23 protein-coding genes and 3 pseudogenes are annotated in these 24,543 nt (G+C 40.2%); 4 read left to right on the forward strand and 22 right to left on the reverse strand.

Annotated features, from left to right (window positions below):
- The first annotated feature begins 132 nt into the window (after positions 1–132).
- Positions 133–399 carry a hypothetical protein gene (locus ACQCV8_RS02660; RefSeq protein ID WP_426842991.1) on the forward strand — a complete coding sequence of 89 codons (267 nt, stop codon included), beginning with the start codon at positions 133–135 and terminating at the stop codon, positions 397–399.
- 324 nt (positions 400–723) lie between these two features.
- On the opposite strand, the gene ACQCV8_RS02665 is transcribed toward ACQCV8_RS02660, so the two are convergent.
- The 16 genes and pseudogenes from ACQCV8_RS02665 to ACQCV8_RS02740 form a co-directional block, all read right to left on the reverse strand.
- The gene (locus tag ACQCV8_RS02665) at positions 724–1,233 is read right to left on the reverse strand and encodes an ankyrin repeat domain-containing protein (protein ID WP_426842992.1); all 510 of its coding nucleotides are present in this window, start codon (positions 1,231–1,233) and stop codon (positions 724–726) included.
- 20 nt (positions 1,234–1,253) lie between these two features.
- Positions 1,254–3,095 (reverse strand): pre-toxin TG domain-containing protein, encoded by a 1,842-nt coding sequence (locus ACQCV8_RS02670; protein WP_426842993.1) that lies wholly within the window; start codon positions 3,093–3,095, stop codon positions 1,254–1,256.
- Between the two features lie 286 nt (positions 3,096–3,381).
- Positions 3,382–3,543, reverse strand: a pseudogene (locus ACQCV8_RS02675) (ADP-ribosylglycohydrolase family protein); the annotation flags it as partial.
- Between the two features lie 127 nt (positions 3,544–3,670).
- A complete protein-coding gene (locus tag ACQCV8_RS02680) occupies positions 3,671–3,922 on the reverse strand; it encodes a hypothetical protein (RefSeq protein ID WP_426842994.1) in 252 nt (83 codons plus the stop codon).
- A gap of 6 nt (positions 3,923–3,928) precedes the next feature.
- Positions 3,929–4,930, reverse strand: coding sequence for a pre-toxin TG domain-containing protein (locus ACQCV8_RS02685; RefSeq protein WP_426842995.1), 1,002 nt, complete (start codon positions 4,928–4,930; stop codon positions 3,929–3,931).
- A gap of 297 nt (positions 4,931–5,227) precedes the next feature.
- The gene (locus ACQCV8_RS02690) at positions 5,228–5,578 is read right to left on the reverse strand and encodes a transposase (protein ID WP_426842996.1); all 351 of its coding nucleotides are present in this window, start codon (positions 5,576–5,578) and stop codon (positions 5,228–5,230) included.
- Between the two features lies 1 nt (position 5,579).
- A complete protein-coding gene (locus tag ACQCV8_RS02695) occupies positions 5,580–6,584 on the reverse strand; it encodes a pre-toxin TG domain-containing protein (RefSeq protein WP_426842997.1) in 1,005 nt (334 codons plus the stop codon).
- Between the two features lie 224 nt (positions 6,585–6,808).
- Entirely contained in the window at positions 6,809–7,288 is a 480-nt protein-coding gene (locus ACQCV8_RS02700; RefSeq protein ID WP_426842998.1) for an immunity protein YezG family protein, read from the reverse strand.
- A 5-nt stretch (positions 7,289–7,293) separates the two neighbouring features.
- Positions 7,294–7,947 carry a DNA/RNA non-specific endonuclease gene (locus ACQCV8_RS02705; RefSeq protein WP_426842999.1) on the reverse strand — a complete coding sequence of 218 codons (654 nt, stop codon included), beginning with the start codon at positions 7,945–7,947 and terminating at the stop codon, positions 7,294–7,296.
- 662 nt (positions 7,948–8,609) lie between these two features.
- Positions 8,610–9,020 (reverse strand): immunity protein YezG family protein, encoded by a 411-nt coding sequence (locus tag ACQCV8_RS02710; RefSeq protein ID WP_426843000.1) that lies wholly within the window; start codon positions 9,018–9,020, stop codon positions 8,610–8,612.
- 1 nt (position 9,021) lies between these two features.
- On the reverse strand, positions 9,022–10,416 hold the full coding sequence (locus tag ACQCV8_RS02715) for a DNA/RNA non-specific endonuclease (RefSeq protein WP_426843001.1): 1,395 nt from the start codon (positions 10,414–10,416) through the stop codon (positions 9,022–9,024).
- A 469-nt stretch (positions 10,417–10,885) separates the two neighbouring features.
- Entirely contained in the window at positions 10,886–11,167 is a 282-nt protein-coding gene (locus ACQCV8_RS02720; protein WP_426843002.1) for a hypothetical protein, read from the reverse strand.
- Positions 11,168–11,172: 5 nt separating this feature from the next.
- The gene (locus ACQCV8_RS02725) at positions 11,173–12,960 is read right to left on the reverse strand and encodes a pre-toxin TG domain-containing protein (RefSeq protein WP_426843003.1); all 1,788 of its coding nucleotides are present in this window, start codon (positions 12,958–12,960) and stop codon (positions 11,173–11,175) included.
- 87 nt (positions 12,961–13,047) lie between these two features.
- Positions 13,048–13,515 (reverse strand): hypothetical protein, encoded by a 468-nt coding sequence (locus ACQCV8_RS02730; RefSeq protein WP_426843004.1) that lies wholly within the window; start codon positions 13,513–13,515, stop codon positions 13,048–13,050.
- Positions 13,516–13,527: 12 nt separating this feature from the next.
- Positions 13,528–15,465, reverse strand: coding sequence for a T7SS effector LXG polymorphic toxin (locus tag ACQCV8_RS02735; protein ID WP_426843005.1), 1,938 nt, complete (start codon positions 15,463–15,465; stop codon positions 13,528–13,530).
- Between the two features lie 22 nt (positions 15,466–15,487).
- The gene (locus tag ACQCV8_RS02740; RefSeq protein WP_426843006.1) at positions 15,488–15,757 is read right to left on the reverse strand and encodes a DUF5344 family protein; all 270 of its coding nucleotides are present in this window, start codon (positions 15,755–15,757) and stop codon (positions 15,488–15,490) included.
- 1,032 nt (positions 15,758–16,789) lie between these two features.
- Between ACQCV8_RS02740 and istA the strand changes: the two genes are divergently transcribed.
- Both istA and istB read left to right on the forward strand, forming a co-directional pair.
- A complete protein-coding gene (istA, locus tag ACQCV8_RS02745; RefSeq protein ID WP_426843359.1) occupies positions 16,790–18,334 on the forward strand; it encodes an IS21 family transposase in 1,545 nt (514 codons plus the stop codon).
- Positions 18,334–19,098 (forward strand): IS21-like element helper ATPase IstB, encoded by a 765-nt coding sequence (gene istB / locus ACQCV8_RS02750; RefSeq protein WP_426843361.1) that lies wholly within the window; start codon positions 18,334–18,336, stop codon positions 19,096–19,098. The genes istA and istB overlap by 1 nt, the downstream gene beginning before the upstream one ends.
- A 134-nt stretch (positions 19,099–19,232) precedes the next feature.
- On the opposite strand, the pseudogene ACQCV8_RS02755 reads toward istB, so the two are convergent.
- Positions 19,233–19,619: pseudogene (locus ACQCV8_RS02755) on the reverse strand (IS66 family transposase); the annotation flags it as partial.
- On the opposite strand from ACQCV8_RS02755, the gene ACQCV8_RS02760 reads away from it, so the two are divergent.
- Positions 19,610–19,999 (forward strand): BCCT family transporter, encoded by a 390-nt coding sequence (locus ACQCV8_RS02760; RefSeq protein WP_426843007.1) that lies wholly within the window; start codon positions 19,610–19,612, stop codon positions 19,997–19,999. The pseudogene ACQCV8_RS02755 and the gene ACQCV8_RS02760 sit on opposite strands and share 10 nt — an antisense overlap.
- Before the next feature lie 515 nt (positions 20,000–20,514).
- Here ACQCV8_RS02760 and galE read toward each other — a convergent pair.
- The 5 genes and pseudogenes from galE to ACQCV8_RS02785 form a co-directional block, all read right to left on the reverse strand.
- Positions 20,515–21,461 (reverse strand): annotated as a pseudogene (gene galE / locus ACQCV8_RS02765) (UDP-glucose 4-epimerase GalE).
- A complete protein-coding gene (locus ACQCV8_RS02770; protein ID WP_426843008.1) occupies positions 21,455–22,495 on the reverse strand; it encodes a glycosyltransferase family 2 protein in 1,041 nt (346 codons plus the stop codon). The pseudogene galE and the gene ACQCV8_RS02770 overlap by 7 nt, the downstream one beginning before the upstream one ends.
- 9 nt (positions 22,496–22,504) lie before the next feature.
- Positions 22,505–23,005: a PssE/Cps14G family polysaccharide biosynthesis glycosyltransferase gene (gene pssE, locus ACQCV8_RS02775; RefSeq protein WP_426843010.1), complete on the reverse strand. Its 501-nt coding sequence runs from the start codon at positions 23,003–23,005 to the stop codon at positions 22,505–22,507.
- An 11-nt stretch (positions 23,006–23,016) separates the two neighbouring features.
- Complete coding sequence (pssD, locus tag ACQCV8_RS02780) at positions 23,017–23,466, reverse strand: PssD/Cps14F family polysaccharide biosynthesis glycosyltransferase (protein ID WP_426843011.1); 450 nt, start codon at positions 23,464–23,466, stop codon at positions 23,017–23,019.
- Complete coding sequence (locus ACQCV8_RS02785; RefSeq protein ID WP_426843012.1) at positions 23,463–24,533, reverse strand: O-antigen polymerase; 1,071 nt, start codon at positions 24,531–24,533, stop codon at positions 23,463–23,465. Before ACQCV8_RS02785 ends, pssD begins: the two co-directional genes overlap by 4 nt.
- Positions 24,534–24,543 lie beyond the last annotated feature (10 nt).

The raw sequence follows: 24,543 nt of genomic DNA on the forward strand, positions 1-24,543 counted from the left end.
CTGCAATATTCAAGAGGATTCAAGTTAATGCTGAAGAGGTAATAAATTGGGCACAAACCCGTCAGTTCCATGACCGTCAGTCAATAATTAGCTTGCACATAAGAGCCCTCACAAACAACTTGATTTTATAAAATGGAAAAAGAAGCACGAGAACCGTCCCCGTGCTTCCTGAACCCGAGAACCGTCCCCGTGCTTCCTGAACCATTATCTTTAAGTCAATCAGGTGTGCATTTTGTAGACCCCCATTATGTGGACAGTTACGTACGGAAAGATGGGGCATTTGTAGAAGGCTATTTCCGTGATGGTGACGGAAATACAGCTGTGAATCAATCGGCAGAGCAAGGCGGCGGATATATGAGAAGTAATTCGGATGGAAATCCATTTAACAATTTAAAGTAACACTGTGTTCAGTTCAGTTATGTTAATGCTATCTAAATACAACCAAATGACATTATTTTTCCATAGATTGATAGAGGGATACAATGTCCTTAAACACCTTAAGAAAGGAAAAGACGCCTTCTAAAATGTCGGCCATTACCAGTAGCGCGAAAGAAGACGTCTCTAAAACCATATGATTGTTGTTAATCAATATATAATAGAGTGGAATAGTGGAATCCTACGATGATGAAGGCGTTTTTTGCAGAAACCCTCTTGTGGTCATCGGTTCGGAAAAATGAGCCTATTAATTTTTTAATTGTAGGCTTTTTTACCGTAACTCTTCATTTATTCTTTTTCATCCATCATCCGTTTTAAATATTCAGCTATTTCTGTTTGTCCTCTTTCTATGGCAAATGCATAAGCATCCATATCTTTCATGGTTTCTCCAGTGTATTTAATAGATATATTTATATTATTCTCAACTAATAATTTTACAATCTCCAAATGTCCACCATATATTGCAGCAAACAGAGGATTTCTATCTGGTTCACTAATATCAATCTCCACATTCTTACTAATTAGATAATCAGCAATATCTAAATGTCCTTTTGCAGACGCTCTTTCAAGAGCATTTGTAGAGAAAGTTCCACCCTGTGCATTAATATCTAATCCAGCATTAATAAGATATTCTACTATCTCTAAATGTCCATGTGCTGCCGCTACATGTAACCAAGTACCAAAAGGTGTCATCCATGTTAACATTTCTGGTTCTTTCTCAAGTAAACCTCTTAAAGTATCCAATTGACCAATTTTTATGGCCCTTCTAATATCTTTAGCATATTGATTCTTATCCATATTAATTTCTCCTTTAACCTCTATTTCCTTGAAGCAGCTTGTTTTCCAAGGTCTTCTAGTATTTCAATGATATCATCTATGTCTGCACCAGCCGCATCAACTGCTTTCAACTGGTTAACAACATTTTCTAGAGCTACAATACTATGTTGTCCGGCAACTCTATTCGGTGCCCAAACTAAATTTTCTTTACCAATTACAGGCTCAATACCATATTTTCTTAATATTTCTTGACCTTCTTGAACCAGTTCTCGTTGAGCCTCACCTAAACCCTTTTTAAATAAAATATGATGTGCATGTGGATCTATCATAGCAGTAGGGGGATCACCTATTAGTCCTCTGAGATATTTGCCAAAATCCATTTTAATCAATACTTCATCATAGTCTTTAGTAATGCCTAATTCAGACATCTTTTTTCTAATTTCAGACAGCTCATCTATACTAAAAATATTATTCTGAATACCATTTTTAAGCTTATTCATCTTATCGGCATCTACTTTACCGTTCACAATTATATTATCTGTATAATCACTTACAGTATTACCCGTACCCTTAGCACCCGTCCCACCACCAACAACATCCCCAAGCTTCCTACTCTCCATGCCCAGAGTTTTAACCTTGTCTCCATTTGTCGTAACAACTTCTCTTACCACCACAGCAGGGATATCTACCTTAGCCAGTTCCCTACCTGTTGCTACGAGAGCCCGCTTAGCTGCCCCTGGGGTTTCTTTGATAAATTGGTGGGCTTTTGTGCCAACTTGTTTTCCGATTTGTTTCATGTTGTTCTGTGCTTTTGAGACGTAGTCTTTTGCGTATGCCGTACTATAAGGCGCCTTATCCGCTAATTTCCTCAGCCCGCCTTTATCAATAATGTGTGCCGCTCCCCCTGCAGCCCCCATGGTCAACCCGCCCCAGAGTGCGTTCATGCGTTGTTCTTCCGTCAGCTTGTTGCCGAACATGTCGGTGCCGGTGCCGAATTCCCAGGCACTGTTGGCGGTGTAGAGGCCGTAGATTCCTTTTTCGGTTTTGTTTAGTATGTCCATGGCTTTTGTGCCTTTGTAGGCGTCGAGCATATGGTTCGCGGCGTTCATACCTTTAGCGGTTTTGACGATGGCGCTTCCGCCTTTAATCGCTCGGCCGGCCCAGCCGACAACAGGGATGAAGCCGGCGGCTGCCATGGCGCCGGCGGCTACGCGCTCGGCCTCGGAGAGCTTGCGGCCGGTTACGGGATCGACCCCGGTTGTGGCGCGTACGGTATCGTTGTAGCCGCTGACTTCTCCGGCGAACACCTTCGTGCCTTCCCACGCCTTTTCGTACCACGGTTTGTTTTTCTCGGCTTCGATCCGGGCCTGCTCCTCGGCGATCCGGGCTTTTTCGGCGGCAATTTCTGCGCGGACCTCGTCCGCTTTTTTCTCCCGGTACTGGAAGGCGTTGATGTATTCATCCATTCGCTCCAGCGCATCATGGACGTCATGCTTTTTGTAGGCTTCCACGCTGAAGTTCATCGGCTGGGCCGTTCCGCCCTGAACCGTCGCTTCAATGATGGCGCCGTATCCGATTTGAATGGTCATCATGGCTTTTGTGACACCGTCTAAATAGGCCGGAGCCATTACTTGATCATCCAGTGTGTTGACCGCTTCCACCGTTTCTGCCCTTTTCTCATCCGCCTTCTTCATCTTCTCATCAAAGGTCTCGGTTGAAAAGGCGGTCAGGGGCACGAGGTCCTGGATCCCTTCTAAAATCTTGGCGATGTCTTCCTGCTGGGCCGCGACCAGGTCTTTACTTTTCTTTGAACCGCTCTCCAGCTGCTCCTCGAGAAATGGAACGGTCACCCTCGTTCCCTCTCCGATGGTGTAGTCGGACATATGTTTAGGAATGCTCTACAGAAAACTTGTCAGGAATGTTTAATGGAGTTGGATGCTGAAGTGCCTGGCGAAGCGATTTGTCCAAGCAGCGTTCCTTTGGAGGAGTCATTGTAGACTTTTACAATATCTCCTTATACAAGACCGGTGACAGACACCCGATCTGATTCCCCTATTGTATTGGTGACCTTCACCTGGGACGTTCTATCTGCATTATTCAGGGAGATTCAGGTTAATGCTGAGGAAAAAAATGTATCGAAAAGGAAGCGCGAGAACCGTCCCCGTGCTTCCCAGTTATGGAGCCTACCGTATCTGTGTCGTCGCCCAAATTTACCGCGTTTAAGACTGCTTCCTGAAACGAATGTGAATGTCCGAGTGTCCATATGGCGGCTTCCAAGGAATGAACGACATATCCATCAGAGCGGATTTCGGAAGAATTCAAGGTCAAATAGACAGTTTTAATATAAATTAAAGTAAAAAACCTTGAAAGGCATTTACCTAATCAAGGTTTTTATATTGTGCTATATCTCTTGCATACCTATATCTAATAAAAAATCTATATAAACATAAGCAGGCAATTAAGATTCAATAGTTGTTCGATCAACAAAATTTTGATTTTCTTTAATAATCATTCTTGAAAGTCGTCTTCCTGCTCTTTTAAAGAAAAATTCATCAGCGAACTCTTTTGAATTAATTTGCGATAATTGGTTGATAACTCCATTTATTTTATCATATTCAATTCGTCCCATTAAATCTTCATTCGGTCCATATTGATAAACTACCCTATCTTCATCTTCAAATTCCTTCAACATTATTATAAAAACCGCCATGAATCTTCACTCCTCATAGTTTTTCTCCCAATTCCATGGTCTTCCAGATTCTATTGTTTTGTCATGAGCTGTTCTATAATTAGTCTGGAATATACCCTCAAATTTTGAATCGAAAATTTCGTGATGTAATAATTGTATATCAGCATCTACTTGTTTCCCATCTATCAATCTTTGCCATGCTTGACCAAGTTCGTAATCCGGATCAAATCTCCCAACTCCATGATCCTTTATATGAGAGTTATTAAAAACATGATCTTTAATCCTTTGTATTCTAGCAACAGAAAAGCCTGAATTTTTAGCTATAGCGTTCACATCTTCTGTTCCTAGATTTCTAAATTTTTCATACATCTCTTCTGCAATAGCTTCTTCCTTAAAGAACTGCTCTGGGGATATATTTCTTCCACCAGTTTCACCATATTGTATAGAACTATCCATACCCTTATTCAAAGCCTTAACTGCACCCGTCTCCTTATCCACTCTACCCACCACATCATCCGCTTTCCGGACAAATTGTTTCGGCACGGTTTTAACTGCTTTAATCCCAGGTTTGATTGGACGGGTATATGCTCCGCCTACAATTGTGATGGCAGCTGCGGCTTTATCAAAACCAGAGAGTTTTTCTCCGGTAATGGTATTTACACCGGAGTTGACTTCTACAGCAGATTTGATGTTTGAGGCAATGGGGATTCCGTCCACCCATGCTGATGCAGATTGCTTTCTTTCTAGATCCGATACTTTTTTGAAAGTAAGAAGGTCATGACCGGTAAGCATTTTTACTTGATCTTGTAATCCCATTGTGGCTGGGTTTGAGTTTAAAGTCACTTCTGCAGAATGTCTGAAATGTTCTCCCCAATCAAACTTTTTCTTCACAAACTTGCCTTTGGGGACCACTTTTGCAATACTTCTTTCGTTTATTTTTGCAAATTTTAAAAATTTATTCTCTTTATTCCCTTTGCCTTGTCCGGTCTCTTTGTACCCCTTTGGATTAACGGCAACACCATTTTCCACATGTGACCTTCACCTGGGACGTTCTATCTGCATTATTCAGGGAGATTCAGGTTAATGCTGAGGAAAAAAATGTATCGAAAAGGGAGCGCGAGAACCGTCCCCGTGCTTCCAAATGACACTGCAACCAATCTCGTATGTCTGCATTACCCTGAAATAATTTTGGCTGATTTAATCGTAAGAAGGTTAAAGCATAAAAAACCTTGAAAGGCATTTAGCCAATCAAGGTTCTAAAATTCATTTAAACTATATAATCATCTTTTGTGCTAATAATGGAAACCTCTGTAATCAAACTTTCAATTAGCTGTTGCTATCTCTTTCTTCTATGAATTCTAAAAACAAATCTTGTAGTTCTCCTTCTGTATCGTTAGAATCAAGCAGTAATTTGGGTTCTAACGGACAATCATTTAAAGTTGAGCTTCCATCAATTACACCTAGCATGTTTGAAATGGTATCAATCATGGTTTGTTCAATTATTCTCATTAAAGTTTCTTTATTTTCATCAGTTAAACTATCGTAAAAACCAATAGCTTGTTTCCAATAATCATCGGTTTTAGGAGTAACATTCGTTGTTTCATACAAGTTTTTGTATAGTTGAAGGTTTTCTTTAACTATAGACTCATAAAGTGATTTAACAAAAATCTCATTCATTTTACTTCCTCATTTCCGGATACATTTTTTTGTTAAGTTCAATAAGTTCTTTCAAAGCAGAGTTTGGTATGTCATCATAGACTCTTCTCAATTCATTAATATCCCTTGCTAATAATTGTCTTGGATTATCTATCCCTTTAGTACTCCTTGAAACAATGCCATTTGGACCACTTATTGTATGTCCTACCTTTGGAACATTAATAGCAGGAGCAGTGTTTAAATCATAATTTTCCACTAATTTCTTCATTAAAGCTTTTTGCCCTGCATGATGGGCATCAAGCCCTTCTACTCCTTTAATATCTTTATATGCTCCAACTTGATATTCACCCATACCCTTATTTAAAGCCCTAAATGCACCCGTCTCCTTATCCACCCTACCCACCACATCATCCGCTTTCCGGACAAATTGTTTCGGCACGGTTTTAACTGCTTTAATCCCAGGTTTGATTGGACGGGTATATGCTCCGCCTACAATTGTGAGGGCAGCTGCGGCTTTATCAAATCCAGAGAGCTTTTCTCCGGTAATGGTATTTACACCGGTGTTGACTTCTACAGCAGATTTGATGTTTGAGGCAATGGGGATTCCGTCCACCCATGCTGATCCAGATTGCTTTCTTTCTAGATCCGATACTTTTTTGAAAGTAAGAAGGTCATGACCGGTAAGCATTTTTACTTGATCTTGTAGTCCCATTGTGGCTGGGTTTGAGTTTAAAGTCACTTCTGCAGAATGTCTGAAATGCTCTCCCCAATCAAACTTTTTCTTCACAAACTTGCCTTTGGGGACCACTTTTGCAATACTTCTTTCGTTTATTTTTGCAAATTTTAAAAATTTATTCTCTTTATTCCCTTTGCCTTGTCCGGTCTCTTTGTACCCCTTTGGATTAACGGCAACACCATTTTCCACATTAACATTTTTTGCGTATGCCGTACTATAAGGCGCCTTATCCGCTAATTTCCTCAGCCCGCCTTTATCTATAAAGTGTGCCGCTCCCCCTGCAGCTCCCATCGTCAACCCGCCCCAGAGTGCGTTCATGCGTTGTTCCTCTGTCAGCTGGTTGCCGAACATGTCGGTGCCGGTGCCGAATTCCCAGGCACTGTTGCCAACGTAGGCTTGCGTTAAGCCAACCGCTACAACCGCCTTCACGGTTTGGGACTTTCATACTATAGGTCACACCCTTGCCGGGCGCACAATAAAGCACTTGTTGTCAATGCAATCAAGTGCTTTATTGTTTATTTTTCTTCAAACTCCTTCATTTTTTCTATTAGATTCAAATCAAGCTGTTCTTTATTTTGAGTTATATATTTATATTCAAAATACTTAATTCTATCTGAGGGACCAAATTCACTTTCTTGCCAATTTGTATAATCAAAATGTACGTTTAATTTACCTGTATCATTTAATATTAATGTCACTGAAAACCAAGGATCCTGGTCATTATCAGTAAAAACTTTTTGGAGTTCAACAGTTAGTTTAAATAGTTTATGTAGTTCTTTATTATAAGCCCTCTTATCTACACCATATAACTTTGGAATATAATGTGAAAAGACGTGTTGCTCTTCACCTTTGGCCGTATAAAAGAAGAAAACTCCTCCATCTCCCTCCTTAACTTCACCATTAAAAAAGAAATTATCCCATTCAGTTGGAATCATTTCATGAACCTGTTGTGCAATTTCTCTATATAACTCGTTTAATTCCATTTCAAAACTCATCCATATCAGCCTCCTGATTTATTTGCAATCTCACGAATCACTGGAAATTGGCCATCAATTTCATATTCGATGATAAAGGAATCCGGTCGCATTGAATTATTAGAATAGATCGGTTCAATACTAACAGAGACTTTCTTAGGCGGTACCTCTTTCAATGCATCGGCCCACTCAGTCTCCATTTCGTACCATACCCCACCCCTCCTATTAATCTGACTATTTTGAGGTACAAGATTATCTATATCTCCAGAACCATTAAATTGTGCTCCTATTAAATGTCCGCCATCATCCTCTGGCAATCTATCATTTCCTCCTACATTTGCTTGTGCATATTTATTTCTATCAGCTTTTTTCAAAACAAGTTCAGGAGCTTCTACACCAACAATCCTTCCAATTTTATCTGTTGTATATTTATACCTATCATTCGTTATATACTTTGTATTTGGAAGTAATTCTTTTTTGCCATTTTGTCCTCTTATTATATGCTTTCCAAAGTCAACTTCTCTAACTTCCTTAGTAGTATTACGCGCACCTTCCTTAACCGTTCCACCACCAACAACATCCCCAAGCTTCCTACTCTCCATGCCCAGAGTTTTAACCTTGTCTCCATTCGTCGTAACAACTTCTCTTACCACGACAGCAGGGATATCTGCCTTAGACAATTACTTGCCCGTTGCAGCAAGGGCTCGCTTAGCTGCGCCTGGGGTTTCTTTCATAAATTGGTGGTCTTTCGTGCCAACCTGTTTTCATGTTGTTCTGTGCTTTTGCAAGTAAAGAGGATTTCCTCTGATGATCCCGTGAGCCAATCAAACGAGGAATGCAGCGGCTGAGATTTCTCTTTGCACTCACCGCATTCATCTTTTCTGCTTTAACTAAAAAAAGCCCTAAAAGGGATACTACACCCCTTTAGAGCTTCTTACCACTACACTTGACATCATTTGATTTGTCTTTCTCTATAGTTCTGCTACTATTAATACTTGAAGTTTTTTATTTTCTTAAGCTTCATTAACTTCTACTCTAACCTTATTTTTAGTGCGTCTTCTAACATTGAATTAAAATCACCTTTAGCATTATGAGCTTTGTCATTGTCTTTAGTTTGTAGGTTTTGTAGTATCATAAGAATTCCTGCCACTTCAAATGTCATCTCGCCTATTTATCGTACTTCTCACAAAACATGATGGTACTACCTTTATGAGCTAAGAATTTCATATAATTATTTTTTGTTTCCCAAGTCATAAACTTCTAACAAAAAAGCACTTGTTGTCTATTTGACATGCAAGTGCTTGTTAGTAAGTAATATAAAAGTATATTAGCCTTCTGTTGATTACGCTAAGTATTCAGCTTCCCACATATTTTGTTTCTCGATAGAGCTGATTTCAGAAATGTCCTCATATCCATAGTTAATTTTCATTTTACCTGTGCTATCTAAAATAAATGTTAAATTCGTCCACTGGTCCTGCTCTTGTATCTTAAATTCTTCCCACAATTTCGTAAAACAAGTATATAGTTCATTTTCCAATTCATCATAGTCATCTTCGGTTATATTAAATAAATCTGTTATGTCAAGGCAATATACTGGTTTTTCTCTAGATTGAGTGTAATAGTAAAAAAACACCTTTTTATAACCTTCTCTAAATTCAGCATATAAGTAAATTCTTTCCCATTCTTCAGGTACTATATTTATTAGTGTATTTGCAATTTGCTGATATATTTGTTCCGTTACCTTAGTTTCCATCTCATTTACCTCCTGAATAATTAGTTAATCTATCTGAGTATTTTTTACCATCTATTGTATAGCTAATTTTAAACTCATTTGGTCTAGAAGAGTTCCCCACGTAAATTGGCTTCACTTTAACTATTACTTCTTTCCCTGCTTCTAAAGCCTTTTTCCAAGAAGTTTCCAAGGCTTTGTATTCTTTCCTATTAAGCGTAGCATTCATTGGTACTAAATTGTCAATTTCCCCTGAACCTCTGAAAATGTTAGCTATCAAATGACCCCCATCATCATTAGGTAACCTATCTTCTCTACCAACTGTCCTTTGTGCATAATTATTACGGTCTGCTTTTCCGAGTTGTAACGTCGCTTCTACATTTGATATTCTTCCTTCACTATCCGTTTTATAATGGTAACCTTCTTTAGTTTTATATTCTATATTTGGTTTCAATGCTTTCTTTCGATTAACCTTAGTATATTGCTCACCAAAGTTTATCTTGTTAGAAGCATTACCCGTACCCTTAGCACCCGTCCCACCACCAACAACATCCCCAAGCTTCCTACTCTCCATGCCCAGAGTTTTAACCTTGTCTCCATTCGTCGTAACAACTTCTCTTACCACGACAGCTGGGATATCTACCTTAGCCAGTTCCCTGCCCGTTGCTGCAAGAGCCCGCTTATCTGCGCCTGGGGTTTCTTTGATAAATTGGTGAGCTTTCGTGCCAACTTGTTTTCCGATTTGTTTCATGTTGTTCTGTGCTTTTGCGACGTAGTCTTTTGCGTACGCCGTACTATAAGGCGCCTTATCCGCTAATTTCCTCAGCCCGCCTTTATCAATAATGTGTGCCGCTCCCCCTGCAGCCCCCATGGTCAACCCGCCCCAGAGTGCGTTCATGCGTTGTTCTTCCGTCAGCTGGTTGCCGAACATGTCGGTGCCGGTGCCGAATTCCCAGGCGCTGTTGCCGGTGTAGAGGCCGTAGATGCCTTTTTCGGTTTTGCTGAGGATTTCCATGCCTTTGGTGGTTTTGTAGGCGTCCAGGGAGTGGGTGGCGGCGTTCATGGTTTTGGCGGTTTTGACGATGGCGGCTCCGCCTTTTATGGCGCGGCCGGCCCAGCCGACAACAGGGATGAAGCCGGCGGCTGCCATGGCGCCGGCGGCTACGCGCTCGGCCTCGGAGAGCTTGCGGCCGGTTACGGGATCGACCCCGGTTGTGGCGCGTACGGTATCGTTGTAGCTGCTGACTTCTCCGGCGAACACCTTCGTGCCTTCCCACGCCTTTTCGTACCACGGTTTGTTTTTCTCGGCTTCGATCCGGGCCTGCTCCTCGGCGATCCGGGCTTTTTCGGCGGCAATTTCTGCGCGGACCTCGTCCGCTTTTTTCTCCCGGTACTGGAAGGCGTTGATGTATTCATCCATTCGTTCCCGCGCATCATAAGCCAACCAAATATAGCAACAACCATCAAGTGGCTCATTAACCCGCATTTGATGGCTTTCTTATCCGGATCAGGTGGCTCATTACCTCTGCAATATTCAAGAGGATTCAAGTTAATGCTGAAGAGGTAATAAATTGGGCACAAACTCGTCAGTTCCAGTACCGTCAGTCAATAATTGGCTTGCACATAAGAGCCCTCACAAACAAATTTATTTTATAAAATGGAAAAAGAAGCACGAGAACCGTCCCGGTGCTTCTCCTAATGGAGTTCTTTTCCTCCCTTTGCTTAAATACTTTAAAAGCAGAATTTGCGTCCCCAGTTGTAGTATCTGAACATACAAAAACCCCGAATATAAGGCCTTTTTTCAAGGTGGCCATTATTCGGGGTACAGTTCATTGCCACTCAAGGTTTTTTATAATCTATAGATATAATCAATACTGTCTATCTATAAATCATCTCCACCTCCAGTTAATTTCCCTATCAGGATAAACTGCAGGTATGTATATACCCTTTCTCCTATTTTCATCATCCATAATATACCAATTGCTATCATCTAGCCATTCTTCGTTATAATTAGTTTCTTCAAAATCATTTTCCTCATCGACAATCGCTAGAAAAAAATCGTTGAATTTGTCTATATTTTTTGAAGGAGTAATCTCAGCATTAATCCACATACCATCAACATTAATATTGCGTATATCTCCTAAAAACTCGTTTAGAAAGTATAGTTTCAAAATTCTCACTCCTTAGACGAAACCTTAATATATTGGCTAGGAACTTCCCCTTTAATCAAATACTCATTATCCCTTTTAGTCCAGTTAATTGCTCTATTCTTCCAAAAATCAGAAGAAATAACATCTCTTTCAATTAACTTTTTAATTTGTTTTGGAGAAAGTATAACAACATCTTTTACCTTTCCAGACTGTATATCTTTCCTTAAGGCTGATATATCTAGTTCAATTGAATTTTCTCCATAATTTCCGATCACATTTTTATTATTTGTAAAACTAGTATAAGGGCTATTAGATTTAGCACCTTTTCTATAACCTCCAAGTATATGCTCTGTAACAGTCACTTGTCGCCCTTTATATAAACCATCCTTACTGGCTGGAACTAAATCACCTGAACTCGATATATGGGGTTTACCAATTCCATTTGGTCTAGTTGGAGAGTGAAGTAAACTATCACCCCTATATAAATTACTTTTGTTGGTTACAGAAGCATTATCTATACCCTTAGCACCCGTTCCACCACCAACAACATCCCCAAGCTTCCTACTCTCCATGCCCAGAGTTTTAACCTTGTCTCCATTCGTCGTAACAACTTCTCTTACCACGACAGCAGGGATATCTACCTTAGCCAATTCCCTGCCCGTTGCTGCAAGAGCCCGCTTAGCTGCCCCTGGGGTTTCTTTGATCAATTGGTGGGCTTTTGTGCCAACTTGTTTTCCGATTTGTATCATGTTGTTCTGTGCTTTTGCGACGTAGTCTTTTGCATAAGCCGTACTATAAGGCGCCTTATCCGCTAATTTCCTCAGCCCGCCTTTATCTATAAAGTGTGCCGCTCCCCCTGCAGCCCCCATGGTCAACCCGCCCCAGAGTGCGTTCATGCGTTGTTCTTCCGTCAGCTTGTTGCCGAACATGTCGGTTCCGGTGCCGAATTCCCAGGCGCTGTTGCCGGTGTAGAGGCCGTAGATGCCTTTTTCGGTTTTGCTGAGGATTTCCATGCCTTTGGTGGTTTTGTAGGCGTCCAGGGAGTGGGTGGCGGCGTTCATGGTTTTGGCGGTTTTGACGATGGCGGCTCCGCCTTTGATGGCTCGGCCTGCCCATCCGACAACAGGGATGAAGCCGGCGGCTGCCATGGCGCCGGCGGCTACGCGCTCGGCCTCGGAGAGCTTGCGGCCGGTTACGGGATCGACCCCGGTTGTGGCGCGTACGGTATCGTTGTAGCCGCTGACTTCTCCGGCAAATACCTTCGTGCCTTCCCATGCTTTTTCATACCATGGTTTGTTTTTCTCGGCTTCGATCCGGGCCTGCTCCTCGGCGATCCGGGCTTTTTCGGCGGCGATCTCTGCGCGGACCTCGTCCGCTTTTTTCTCCCGGTACTGGAAGGCGTTGATGTATTCGTCCATTCGTTCCCGCGCATCATGGACATCATGCTTTTTGTAGGCTTCCACGCTGAAGTTCATCGGCTGGGCCGTTCCGCCCTGAACCGTCGCTTCAATGATGGCGCCGTATCCGATTTGAATGGTCATCATGGCTTTGGTAACACCGTCTAAATAGGCCGGAGCCATCACTTGATCATCCAGCGTGTTGACCGCTTCCACCGTTTCCGCCCTCTTCTCATCCGCCTTCTTCATCTTCTCATCAAAGGTTTCGGTTGAAAAGGCGGTCAGGGGCACGAGGTCCTGGATGCCTTCTAAAATCTTGGCGATGTCTTCCTGCTGGGCCGCGACCAGATCTTTACTCTTCTTCGATCCGCTATCCAGCTGCTCCTCGAGACTAAAATAATATAAGCAAAAAAGCACTCGTTGTCTTTTGCAGACTAGCAAGTGCTTTGCGTCAAACCTCTTTTTGAATGGTAAATAGAACTCAGTATTTTAGGTTCGTTCTTATTAATAGTTCTCTACATCAACATAACTAACCTCAGTATGAATTTCATAGCCCTCTTCTTCACAGAATAGTTGAGCAATGCGCCCAGTGCTTTTATCCCCAATTGTAAATTCATTTGTTTGAGAAATTGTCAAGAGTTCCTCGATACTTTTTTCAAAACTAATTACTTTAACGTTAACCCAAATTGGTTCTAAGATGTTTGGAACTAAAATTAATAATTCTTGTTTATCTTTAAAGTAACCTAACGAATCCACTATCCATTTAAGATTATTACTTTGTGAATCCCCATACTCTTTATTTAATAGTGGAGTCGAGTCAATACTTCGAAATTTTTTTAACGTTTTTTCAAACTGACTTACCCAAACTGAACCATCCATTTCATATTCAAAAAATTCCAAGAATGAAAATTTGTTCATCTCATTCTTAGCGTTAAGAATAGCTATTTTTTTCTTTATGTTTTGAGATACCATAATACTTCCCCTTTAATTTTTGTAGTAGATGTGATGATCTCCATTATCTCCATAAATATTTGAATATCTTTCTTTCTTAAAATCATATGTCATTGGATCAGCACCTTCTTTTGGTTTCCCCGCATGCGTGTGTAGAATACCATCCTTGATATGCTCAACAATAACTCTCTTCCCTAATGGTGTATCAAACTCATAGTAACGGCCATGGTGGGTTTTATTCGAGTTATACTCATAGTTCTTAGATTCATATCCTTTTTTTGTAATGTTTTCTCCAACTACCCATTGTCTTACCGGTTGCTGCGATCGTGGAATGCCTGCTACATCTTTGGCTTTATTTAAAGCTTTTTTTCTGTTTGATACTAAGTTTACAGGGATCTTATCAACTGTACCTCTATTACTACTCCCCTTTGAAAAACCCCCAAGCTTCCGACTCTCCATGCCTAGAGTTTTGACGAATTCCCCAGTTGTAGTAACGACCTCTCTCTTGACTACCACTGGAACATCTACTTTTGCCAGTTCCCTGCCCGTTGCTGCGAGGGCCCGCTTAGCTGCGCCTGGGGTTTCTTTGATAAATTGGTGGGCTTTCGTGCCAACTTGTTTTCCGATTTGTTTCATGTTGTTCTGTGCTTTTGCGACGTAGTCTTTTACGTACGCCGTACTATAAGGCGCCTTATCCGCTAATTTTCTCAGCCCGCCTTTATCAATTATGTGTGCCGCTCCCCCTGCAGCCCCCATTGTCAACCCGCCCCAGAGTGCGTTCATGCGTTGTTCCTCCGTGAGCTGGTTGCCGAACATGTCGGTTCCGGTGCCGAATTCCCAGGCGCTGTTGCCGGTGTAGAGGCCGTAGATGCCTTTTTCGGTTTTGCTGAGGATTTCCATGCCTTTGGTGGTTTTGTAGGCGTCCAGGGAGTGGGTGGCGGCGTTCATGGTTTTGGCGGTTTTGACGATGGCGGCTCCGCCTTTGATGGCGCGGCCTGCCCATCCGACAACAGGGATGAAGCCGGCAGCTGCCATGGCGCCTGCGGCTACGCGCTCAGCCTCGGAGAGCTTGCGGCCGGTTACGGGATCGACCCCGGTTGTGGCGCGTACCGTATCGTTGTAGCCGCTGACTTCTCCGGCGAACACCTTTGTGCCTTCCCATGCTTTTTCGTACCATGGTTTGTTTTTCTCGGCTTCGATCCGGGCCTGCTCCTCGGCGATCCGGGCTTTTTCGGCGGCAATCTCTGCGCGGACCTCGTCCGCTTTTTTCTCCCGGTACTGGAAGGCGTTGATGTATTCATCCATTCTTTCCCGCGCATCATGGACGTCATGCTTTTTGTAGGCTTCCACGCTGAAGTTCATCGGCTGGGCCGTTCCGCCCTGAACCGTCGCTTCGATGATGGCGCCGTATCCTTTTTGAATGGTCATCATGGCTTTGGTAACACCGTCTAAATAGGCCGGAGTCATCACTTGATCATCCAGTGTGTTGACCGCTTCCACCGTTTCTGCCCTTTTCTCATCCGCCTTCTTCATCTTCTCATCAAAGGTCTCGGTTGAAAAGGCGGTCAGGGGCACGAGGTCCTGGATGCCTTCCAAAATTTTGGCGATGTCTTCCTGCTGGGCCGCGACCAGATCTTTACTCTTCTTCGATCCGCTCTCCAGCTGCTCCTCGAGAAATGGAACGGTCACCCTCGTTCCCTCTCCAATGGTGTAGTCGGACATATGTTTAGGAATGCTTTCCAGAAAACTTGTCAGGAATTCAATCAGGTTTTTCCAGTCGGAGACGAGCGCCATATGCGCCTGGAAAAAGCTTTTGATGTTGTCCGCGCCCTTCCCCTGGAATTCCCCATTGTCCGCGAGCATTCCCATTTTGCCCTTCAGCTCCGAAAGCTTTTCATCCAGATCGCTGTAGAGCTTCTTTCTTTCTTCCATGGCTGAAGTCAACTTGTCAGCATCATATATTTTTTCCATCCCTCACGCTGCCTTTCTCCCGTTACTTGCTCGTAATGGCTTCGTCCTGCTCCTTCAGGGACGTCACATTGGACTTCGTATCCGCAATGTTCTGACGGACCGCCTTCACATACAGCTCAAGCTGCTCATGGATCGCTTTCTCATTCTCAAACCAGGCATCCGTATACGAAAGCTTATTATCCCCCACAGCTGAATCCGAAGGGGCCGCAATCGCCACTGAATCTAGCGCCTTCTCGATCTCCTCCAGCTGGCTCATCACTTGAGCATGATCCAATTTAATTGTTTTCGACATCCTAAACAGCCTCCTGCCTCATTCTATGAAACCGTTACTCTAGCAAAAGTCAAAATCCCCTATAATCCACCTAAAATTTTATCATTATTTACCATATTTCCCTATTGGCAGAAAGTCACACTTCTGTTTTGAAAGATTGTGAAAATAGGAAGGTGTACCTGATATTTGGAAGGGGTGCGTGATGAAATGGACCCACATTGTGAAAGGTTAGAGGGATAGAGAGGGAAAAAAAACAAGCCCACTCAAGTAAGCAGGCTTGTTATCTTATTCACCTTTATAAGACACTGCAGTCCTCGAACTCTCCAGTTGTCCCGGCTTCGTTATGGTTACGTAAATCTTTCCAGCCATTTCCTCAAGCTGTTTAATGGAGTTGGATGCTGAAGTGCCTGGCGAAGCGATTTGTCCAAGCAGCGTTCCTTTGGAGGAGGCATTGTAGACTTTTACAATATCTCCTTATACAAGACCGGTGACAGACACCCGATCTGATTCCCCTATTGTATTGGTGACCTTCACCTGGGACGTTCTATCTGCATTATTCAGGGAGATTCAGGTTAATGCTGAGGAAAAAAAATGTATCGAGAAGGGAGCGCGAGAACCGTCCCCGTGCTTCCCGTACTTTCCTAACTGCTTAATGGAAACAACAGCGGAGGATCCATTGGAGGTCTTGGATCCAAGAAGTGACCCTTTGGAGCTTGCGGTATAGACTTTAACAACATCACCTTTGGCCAAGGCTGAAACTGTTACAGTACCAGCTTTCGTTCGATTGATGACGACTTTGATACGGGAAGCTTTCAGTGCATCCGAGACTTCTTCAGAGGTTCTTTCTGCACTATTTAGGGAAATTCAGGTTTATGCTAAGGAAGACAAAAAAAGCGGTCACAATTTCGTTAGTTAGAAGGTTGTAAACGCTAGAATAAAGTTAACAGTTTTTGCTTAATTAGATTTTACACTTTTGCTTTATTAACCTAATAATCTAGTAAAATAGTATGAGACGTTATTTTACTGGAGGATAGGATTTTGGAGGATAAGTTAGTGTTGTATGTAAAGATTCAGGAATTGCATAAACGGAAATTTAAAGTAGCACAAATTGCCATGGAGCTTAAGATCTCTAGGCCAACAGTTTATAAATATCTAGAAATGACATTTGAGGAAGCAAGGGCCTATTCAGTTCAGCCACATGGAAAAAAGAAAAAATTAGATGACTACAAAGACTGGATCCTCGCCTGGTTAGAAGAGTATCCTCATTTGAGTAGCGCACAATTTCATGATTGGCTGCTTAAGAGATATCCTGATTTGGCAGTCGTGGGAAGTACGGTACGATCTTATGTAAGAGAAATCAGGGAGATCTATCAGATTGAAAAGAAAGTGACTGTTCGTCAGTATGAAGCTGTTCCTGAACGGCCAATGGGTAAACAACTCCAGGTTGATTGGGGGGAAACCAAGCAGAAGACGAGTGACCACAAAGAGATTAAGCTTCACTTCATTGCGTTTGTGATGGCTCACTCCAGACAAAAATATATGGAATGGCAGACCCGTCCTTTCACGACAAGAGATGCCATCCGGTGCCATAAGCATGCCTTTCAATTTTATGGAGGACGCACGGAAGAGATGGTCTATGATCAGGATCACTTAATTGCGGTCAGTGAAAATGCAGGACAGCTACTTTTAACCGCTGAATTTCAAAGGTATGTGAGTGAACGCAAGTTTAAGGTTCATCTATGCAGAAGAGCTGACCCGGAATCAAAGGGCATGATTGAAAACGTGGTGAAGTACATAAAAAGCAATTTCGCGGACAGTCGAGTGTTCAGCGACATAGAGGACTGGAATCAGCGCGCTTTACAATGGCTCCAACGGACCGGGAACCATCAGGTTCATCAAACAACGAAAAAAAGACCAGCAGAAGTGTTTCTCCTCGAAAAGCAACACTTACAGCCAGTCTCTTCAATGCTTTCATATGAAAGCACCCATAACCAAAGTATAACAAGAAGTGTAAGTAAGGACAACACGATACGTTATAAGTCAAATCGTTATTCCGTCCCGCTTGGGACCTATCAAGCCCATCCTGAAAACCTTGTTTTCATTGAAGTTAAAGCTGGAGAATCCCAAACACTTATCATTCGAGAAGAAGTGGAAGGGGAAATTTTGGCGGAGCATGAGATTAGCTTAGAGAAAGGAAAGCTGATTCAAAATCGCAGTCATACACGTGATCGCTCTAAAGGAATCGAAGAATTAAAACAACGGTTCATCTCCTCTTTTACTGATCAGAGGCAAGCAGCCGTCTATCTAGATGAAATCAGTAAACGATACCCTAGGTATCGGCGGGATCAGTTCGCCATCATAAATGAGGTGATTCAAAAGTATCCAGCCAATATGGATGCGGTTATGACCAAGTGCATGGCTGAAAGACTGTTTAGTGCCAATAATTTCCGTGATATGGCCCATCACCATCATTCATCCAGTCATGAGCCGGTGGAGGAAATCAAGTCCCTACATACCCATTCAACTAGACATTTCAGTATTAAGGCCTCTGCCCGCTCCCTAAATACCTATACTTCTATTTTGGAAGGGCGCGCATGATGAATAAAACAGTGAATGAACTGCAGAATCAATTCCGTCAGTTACGTTTAGCAGAAACCGCGGAGGAGCTGCCACAGCATCTTCGCGAAGCTGAAAAAGCATCATGGACTTACCTGGAGTTTCTAGAGTCCATCACGCGTTATGAATTGGTTAAACGAGAAGCCAAAAGTCTACAGAAAAGAATGAAATGGGCTTGCTTCCCTTTTGTGAAATCATTAGATGAGTTCGAATTGGAAGGACAAAATGTTTTGACTGCCCGTCAGTTGAGCCAACTTAGAGAATTGAGCTGGCTGGAGCAGCAGTACAACTTAATCCTTCTAGGCCCACCAGGGATTGGGAAAACGTATATTGCCATTGGATTGGGGCTTGAAGCGGTTCAAAGAGGATTTCATGTTTACTTTGTCACAATGGGGGAACTTATCCAGCTCTTAAAGACAGAAGAATACCTGAACAAGTCAAAGGTACAGCTTAAGAGACTCAGAGGTGCGGACCTGGTCATTATTGATGATTTGATGTATATGGCGATGGATCAGAGAGAAGCGAACTTATTCTTTCATTTGATCAACCATTTATACGAAGGAAGTTCCATCGTTTTAACCTCAAATAAGAGTCCGGATGAATGGGGAAATTTAATTGGGGACCAAGGCATAACAACGGCCATTTTGGATCGATTACTTCATCGTGTAGAAGTCATTCATGGGAGAGAAGATGAAGAAAGTCATCGAATGAAAAATCGGAGAAGCATCTTTTCAGCAAAAGTGTAAAAAGGAAATGAGCAAAAAGTGTAAAAATCAACTTGACGTCTACAAAGGTAAGCCCGAATTATACAAAATAAAGCGCCCCTTTCAGCGCGAACGACAAATAGCCATAGATAATGATTGTTATATCAAATCTACGGCTATTTTATTTTTCCGCATGCTTCATGAATGTGCTTGGACCATGGCAGATAGCGGTGTAAAAGTTTTGGCTTTTGACGGAAGTCCAAATTAGGCAAATCGGTCAGTGATTTTATATTGACAAAAATCCAGCCCGTTCGCTTTTGCTGTTTCTGCGAGGCTTAGAAAGATGGCATTTGCTTGAGCGCCGCTTCGCTGACGGAGAACAGCCAGTTTTTACGGCCAATGACACTTGGGCGGATGGCATTTTCAGCTGGATTGTTATCGATCTCAATTCGGCCGTCATTCAAGAATTCTTTTAGCCCGTCGATTCGATTAAGTGCATAGTCAGCTGCTTTGGCGAGGGCACTTTTTCCATAGAGCGGAGAGTTTTCTACCCATGCCAAAAACCATCGCAGATCCCAATCAAACTGGAAACCCTGCCCCGCTTTACCTGTTTATTGTCTACATATCTTTCGTAACCTCAGCAGATTCTACACTGGACGCAATGGGAGGAATAAGTTCCAAGGGAATTACACCTGAAAGCCCAGAACCAGGTGTATTCATCAAGGTCTTTTGGGGTATCACCATTAGCTCGGTCGCTTGGGTGATATTCAGTTTTCCTAAAATCGATGGAATTAGAATGCTTTCTAATTTGGGCGGGGTGCCTGCTGTTTTCTTGGTCATTGGTATTTTCTTCGCTCTTATTAAAGTGGCTAAAGTTCCTAGGAAGTATGATTGGACGCGGAAAGAGCCGAGTGAAAAAATAAAGAGGGATAGAGTAGGATGATGCTGTTATATAAAAATTCTGGTTTAATAAGGATTTTTTTCACCAAAATTAAGGATTCGTTCAACTAAACCTCAGTTTTTTGTTGCCCACAAATCATCAAAAAGTAGTGTGCTAATGGGAGTCAATGCATTAAAACACGTGGAGAATATCAGAATGAATCGGAGGGATAAGCACAAGCAACAGAATTACAATACAAGAAAAGTATTAAGGATTATTAATGATCACGGAGTTGAAATGGAAATAGTGACAACCTCAATAAAAAGCCAATGGTATGCAACTGTTACCATATACCAAGAAGATCCGCCTTTCAAGATTATTTGGTTGAAAAATTAGATCATAAGAGTGGAAGAAACGCAGTCAAAAAAGCTCTAAAGGCACTTTATCAAAAAGCAAATTCTGATCAATTACCTTAATAGAAAAATTAAGTTTTGGCTCTACTAATATGAATTAACTTCTTATTAGTGCGATAGCGGAACAAAAAGCAGTCATTAATTATAAATCACGACTGCTTTACCTTATTGTTTTGCTAAAGTTCTTTTTTTGTGCCAATTCCAAGGCGTTAAAATAATGTCCTCCAGCGAGTATTCAGCCTTCCAACCCAATTCATTATAAATTTTGTCAGAAGTAGCTACTAACCGGTCGGGATCTCCTGCACGGCGTTCACTCAACAACGCATTCGCTTTTTTATTTGTTACCTTTTCACACATATCTATCACTTCTTTTACTGAATAACCAAGACCGTTTCCTAAGTTATAAGTAGCGGTATCTTTAGTTCCATCTAGAAGTGCTTCCAAGGCTAAAATGTGTGCATTTGCAAGGTCAATAACATGGATATAATCACGGATGCAAGTACCATCATTCGTATCGTAATCTGAACCGAAAACCGATATATTTTCTCGCTGTCCAAGCAAAAGCTGCAAGAATAGGGATCACATGCGTTTCGGGATCATGCTCTTCCCCAATTTCTCCATTTTTGTATGCTCCAGCAACATTAAAATATCGTAAAACAACATATTTTAATTTTTGTGCAACAGCTTAGTCAGATAAGATACGTTCAACCATAAGCTTTGATTGTCCATAAGGATTGATTGGGTTCATAACTGTTTCTTCTGCAATCATCTCTACCTTTGGTATACCATAAGTAGCTGCAGTAGACGAGAAAATAAACTTATTTATCCCAAATTCGAGCATAGTACTTAATAGAGTCAGTGTTGAGGAGACATTATTCATATAATACTTCATTGGGTTTATGACTGATTCTCCAACAAGGCAAAGTGCATGACTGCTTCAATAGAATATGTTGAGAAAAGAAACTTCAAGCCTCTGACATTTCCCAAATCACCTTCTACAAAAGTAGCTCTCTCGTCAATGGCCCAACGGTGAACGATCACTTCGTGTTTATATTCAAGAGTTCTTTGACTACATGACTGCCGATGTAGCCTGCTCCGCCGATTATTAAGATTGTATCTTTTCACTATTTCCACTTTGTAGTATTTTCGTTAAAATTATGTGATTCATTATTAGAATAATATAATATAATTTACCTTTACTAAGCCCTCTAATTATCAATCGGTATCTTTTACCTAACTTTCCAATAAAATATTTCTCAACATCTAATTGATAATATTTGTTTTTTTCCCAGTTAGGAAAATTTTTCTCCATATAATTAAACTGCAAGCGAATGTATTTTTTTAAAATAAAATAATTAGGAAACTCTTTTAAAACTATTTTAGGAAAAGTTCTTACAATTATATTTTTAATTAATACATATTCAATTTCATCACAAAATAATAAAAATAAATTGTTTTCTCTAGAAAAATCCAAAACATAATTGCACGCCTTAAATATATCTAAATAGCTTTTATTGGTTCTATTACTCATAGCAGAACCAACTCTTTCTCGCCTATAAAAGTATAGTGGTTCATTAATTTTCATATATTTTTTAATAACAAGAAGGTATGAGAATGTAAAAGATAGATCCTCACCAATTTTAACATCTTCAGGAAACCTTAAATTATACTTTTCGATTAATTCTCTCTTAAAGGTTTTACCGCAGGCATGATTTTCTGTATTGAAAAGCAATCTATCTATCTTTTCATCAACAATGATCTCTTTTTCATTAAAAGAATGTACTGTATTAAAAATTGCTATATCAGAATCAGTATCAATAGATTCAGTTAAAGCATTTACAAAGTTTTCACTAACCCAATCATCTCCATCTACAAATGTAACATACTTTCCAGAAGAGTTTTTAAGTCCATAATTTCTAGCGCTTGAAACCCCACTATTATTCTTGTGAAAAACTTTAATCAATTTGGGGTACTTTTGAGCAAAGTTATCTAAAATATGTTTCGACGAATCAGTACTTCCGTCATTAACACAGATAACTTCATAGCTAACGGAGGTTGGTTTTTGATTAATTAATGTTTCTAAACACTCATGTAGAAAGTCTTCAAGATTGAAAACCGGAATTATAATGCTCAAATCTAGTTTCATATAGCACACCTACATTATATTATTAATTTCTATGCTGAATTTCCTTATAAACTCATTAGTTTTTGGAACATATCGCTCTATCTCATCTTCTTTATCATTTGAATAGATTACATTATTTAGTATGCCATTTAAATTGTTAATGTCTTCTACACATATAACCTTCTCTTCTTGTTCCATAATTCTACAAAAATCTAGTTGGTGATTATCAACGTGCTCACCAAATTTAGCAAGACGCGGTACGGCAATCACTTTTTTCCCATATTTCCAAGGGAGGAACATACTGCCTGGACCCCCGTGAGTAATAATAATATCTGAGTCCATATAGAGCTGATTCATTCTTTCATAGGACAACATATCTTCATATAATGTGTTCTTTGGTTTATAGTTTGTATAACCTGTTTGAATAAACACATCCGTTTTATTAATATTATTAATTCCAACATAATCATCTACACTTTTTACTAATCTATCAAATTGCTGTTCATGTGTTCCTACAGTTACAAAAATCATACATATCCACCCTATACTATTGGCCCAAGAACTTGGGCTTTCTTATAGAATTCTTTTTGTGACTCCCATTGAACTATAAAGAGATCTGTCACACTATATACCATTTTTCCAGTTAAAGTAGGACTACTAATCCTATCATAAACCTCTATATATACTGTTTTACATTTTGAAAATTTCGCTAAATAGAAAAATGGAACAGCAACACCTGCACCAGTCGATACAATCACATCAGGTTTCTCTTTTAACAACACTTTAAACGCTAATAAAGTATTTTTAATGAGATTTAATATATTTCTGTTAGTTGGATGATAGCACCAATATTTTTTTTCATTTTTCAACGAAGATCTTGCATCTTCTTTATCAAAAGTGACCCAAATTCTCTCGTAATCTTTGTACCAATCTTCTAGCATAAGCAAGTGAGTCAGATGTCCACCACTTGAGGTTGCAAAGCATACTTTCATGTTTCACTTCTCCAATTTTCATTATTTAAATAGATTCCAGCCAGAGTAAAATAGAATATTAGCAGCCAATTGCTACCATCAATATCTTCTACAAATAACATTGCTGTCATCAAAAGATAAAATACACTAGTTACCTTAATTATCAAGGGTCTTTCAAAAGTAACGAAAAGTAACTTTAAATTGTTCCATAGTATCAAAAGGGTTCCAAGAATTAATCCCATTAAGCCAGCCTTATAGAAAAAACCAACAAAAGTTGAATGCGAGCCATAAGGTAGTTGATCATATGGAGAGGAATCTTTGACTCCCATACCAATTAACAGAGAATCATTTAAGACAATATTTATACTATCATTAAGTATTAATGATCTAGTTTCAGTACTTCCTTCTCTAGATCCTATAAGTTCTTTAATTTCACTTAAAATTAGATTTGTCATATTTGTATAGACAAGAATAATAATTACTATTGTAAGACCAATAAAAGATAATGCAAACACAAGAATTTTATTGTTCTTATTCATATAAATTACACATATTGAAATTAAAAAAGCTAGTATTAAGATTATATACCCACTTCGTGATAGTGTAGAGATGACTACACTAAAACTTAAAACTAAAAGGACTACTTTAAGAATTATATTTTTTAGATTAAAGCATACCTTTAGAAATATTGGATAGAACAAAAAATAGTACATAATTACTAAATTTGAATAATCAAAAAAACCGGTAAATCTCATTTTAATTGTGTTATCGAACCATGTAAGGTTAAATAAAGACTGGCCTAATATTGAAAAATTTGACATATTCAATACATGATACATAAACAAACATACAATATAAAAAAATATTAAAATAATATAATTTACAAATATAATTTTGTGTAAAATTTGGATATTTATCTTATTGTTCTTGTAAATCAGATAAAAGAGCAAAGCTACAATCCATAGAGATATATTGTTAAATGTAGCTAATACTCTTGAAGATTCGTGATTATTTACAAGTAAGTTATAAATAATTGAAAAAGAGTAAATTGTAATATAACTTAAAAATATTGACGTTAAAAAATCCATTTTAAAACTT

Origin of the sequence: Metabacillus sp. 84, from assembly GCF_050107715.1 — a bacterium.
Classification (GTDB): domain Bacteria; phylum Bacillota; class Bacilli; order Bacillales; family Bacillaceae; genus Metabacillus_B.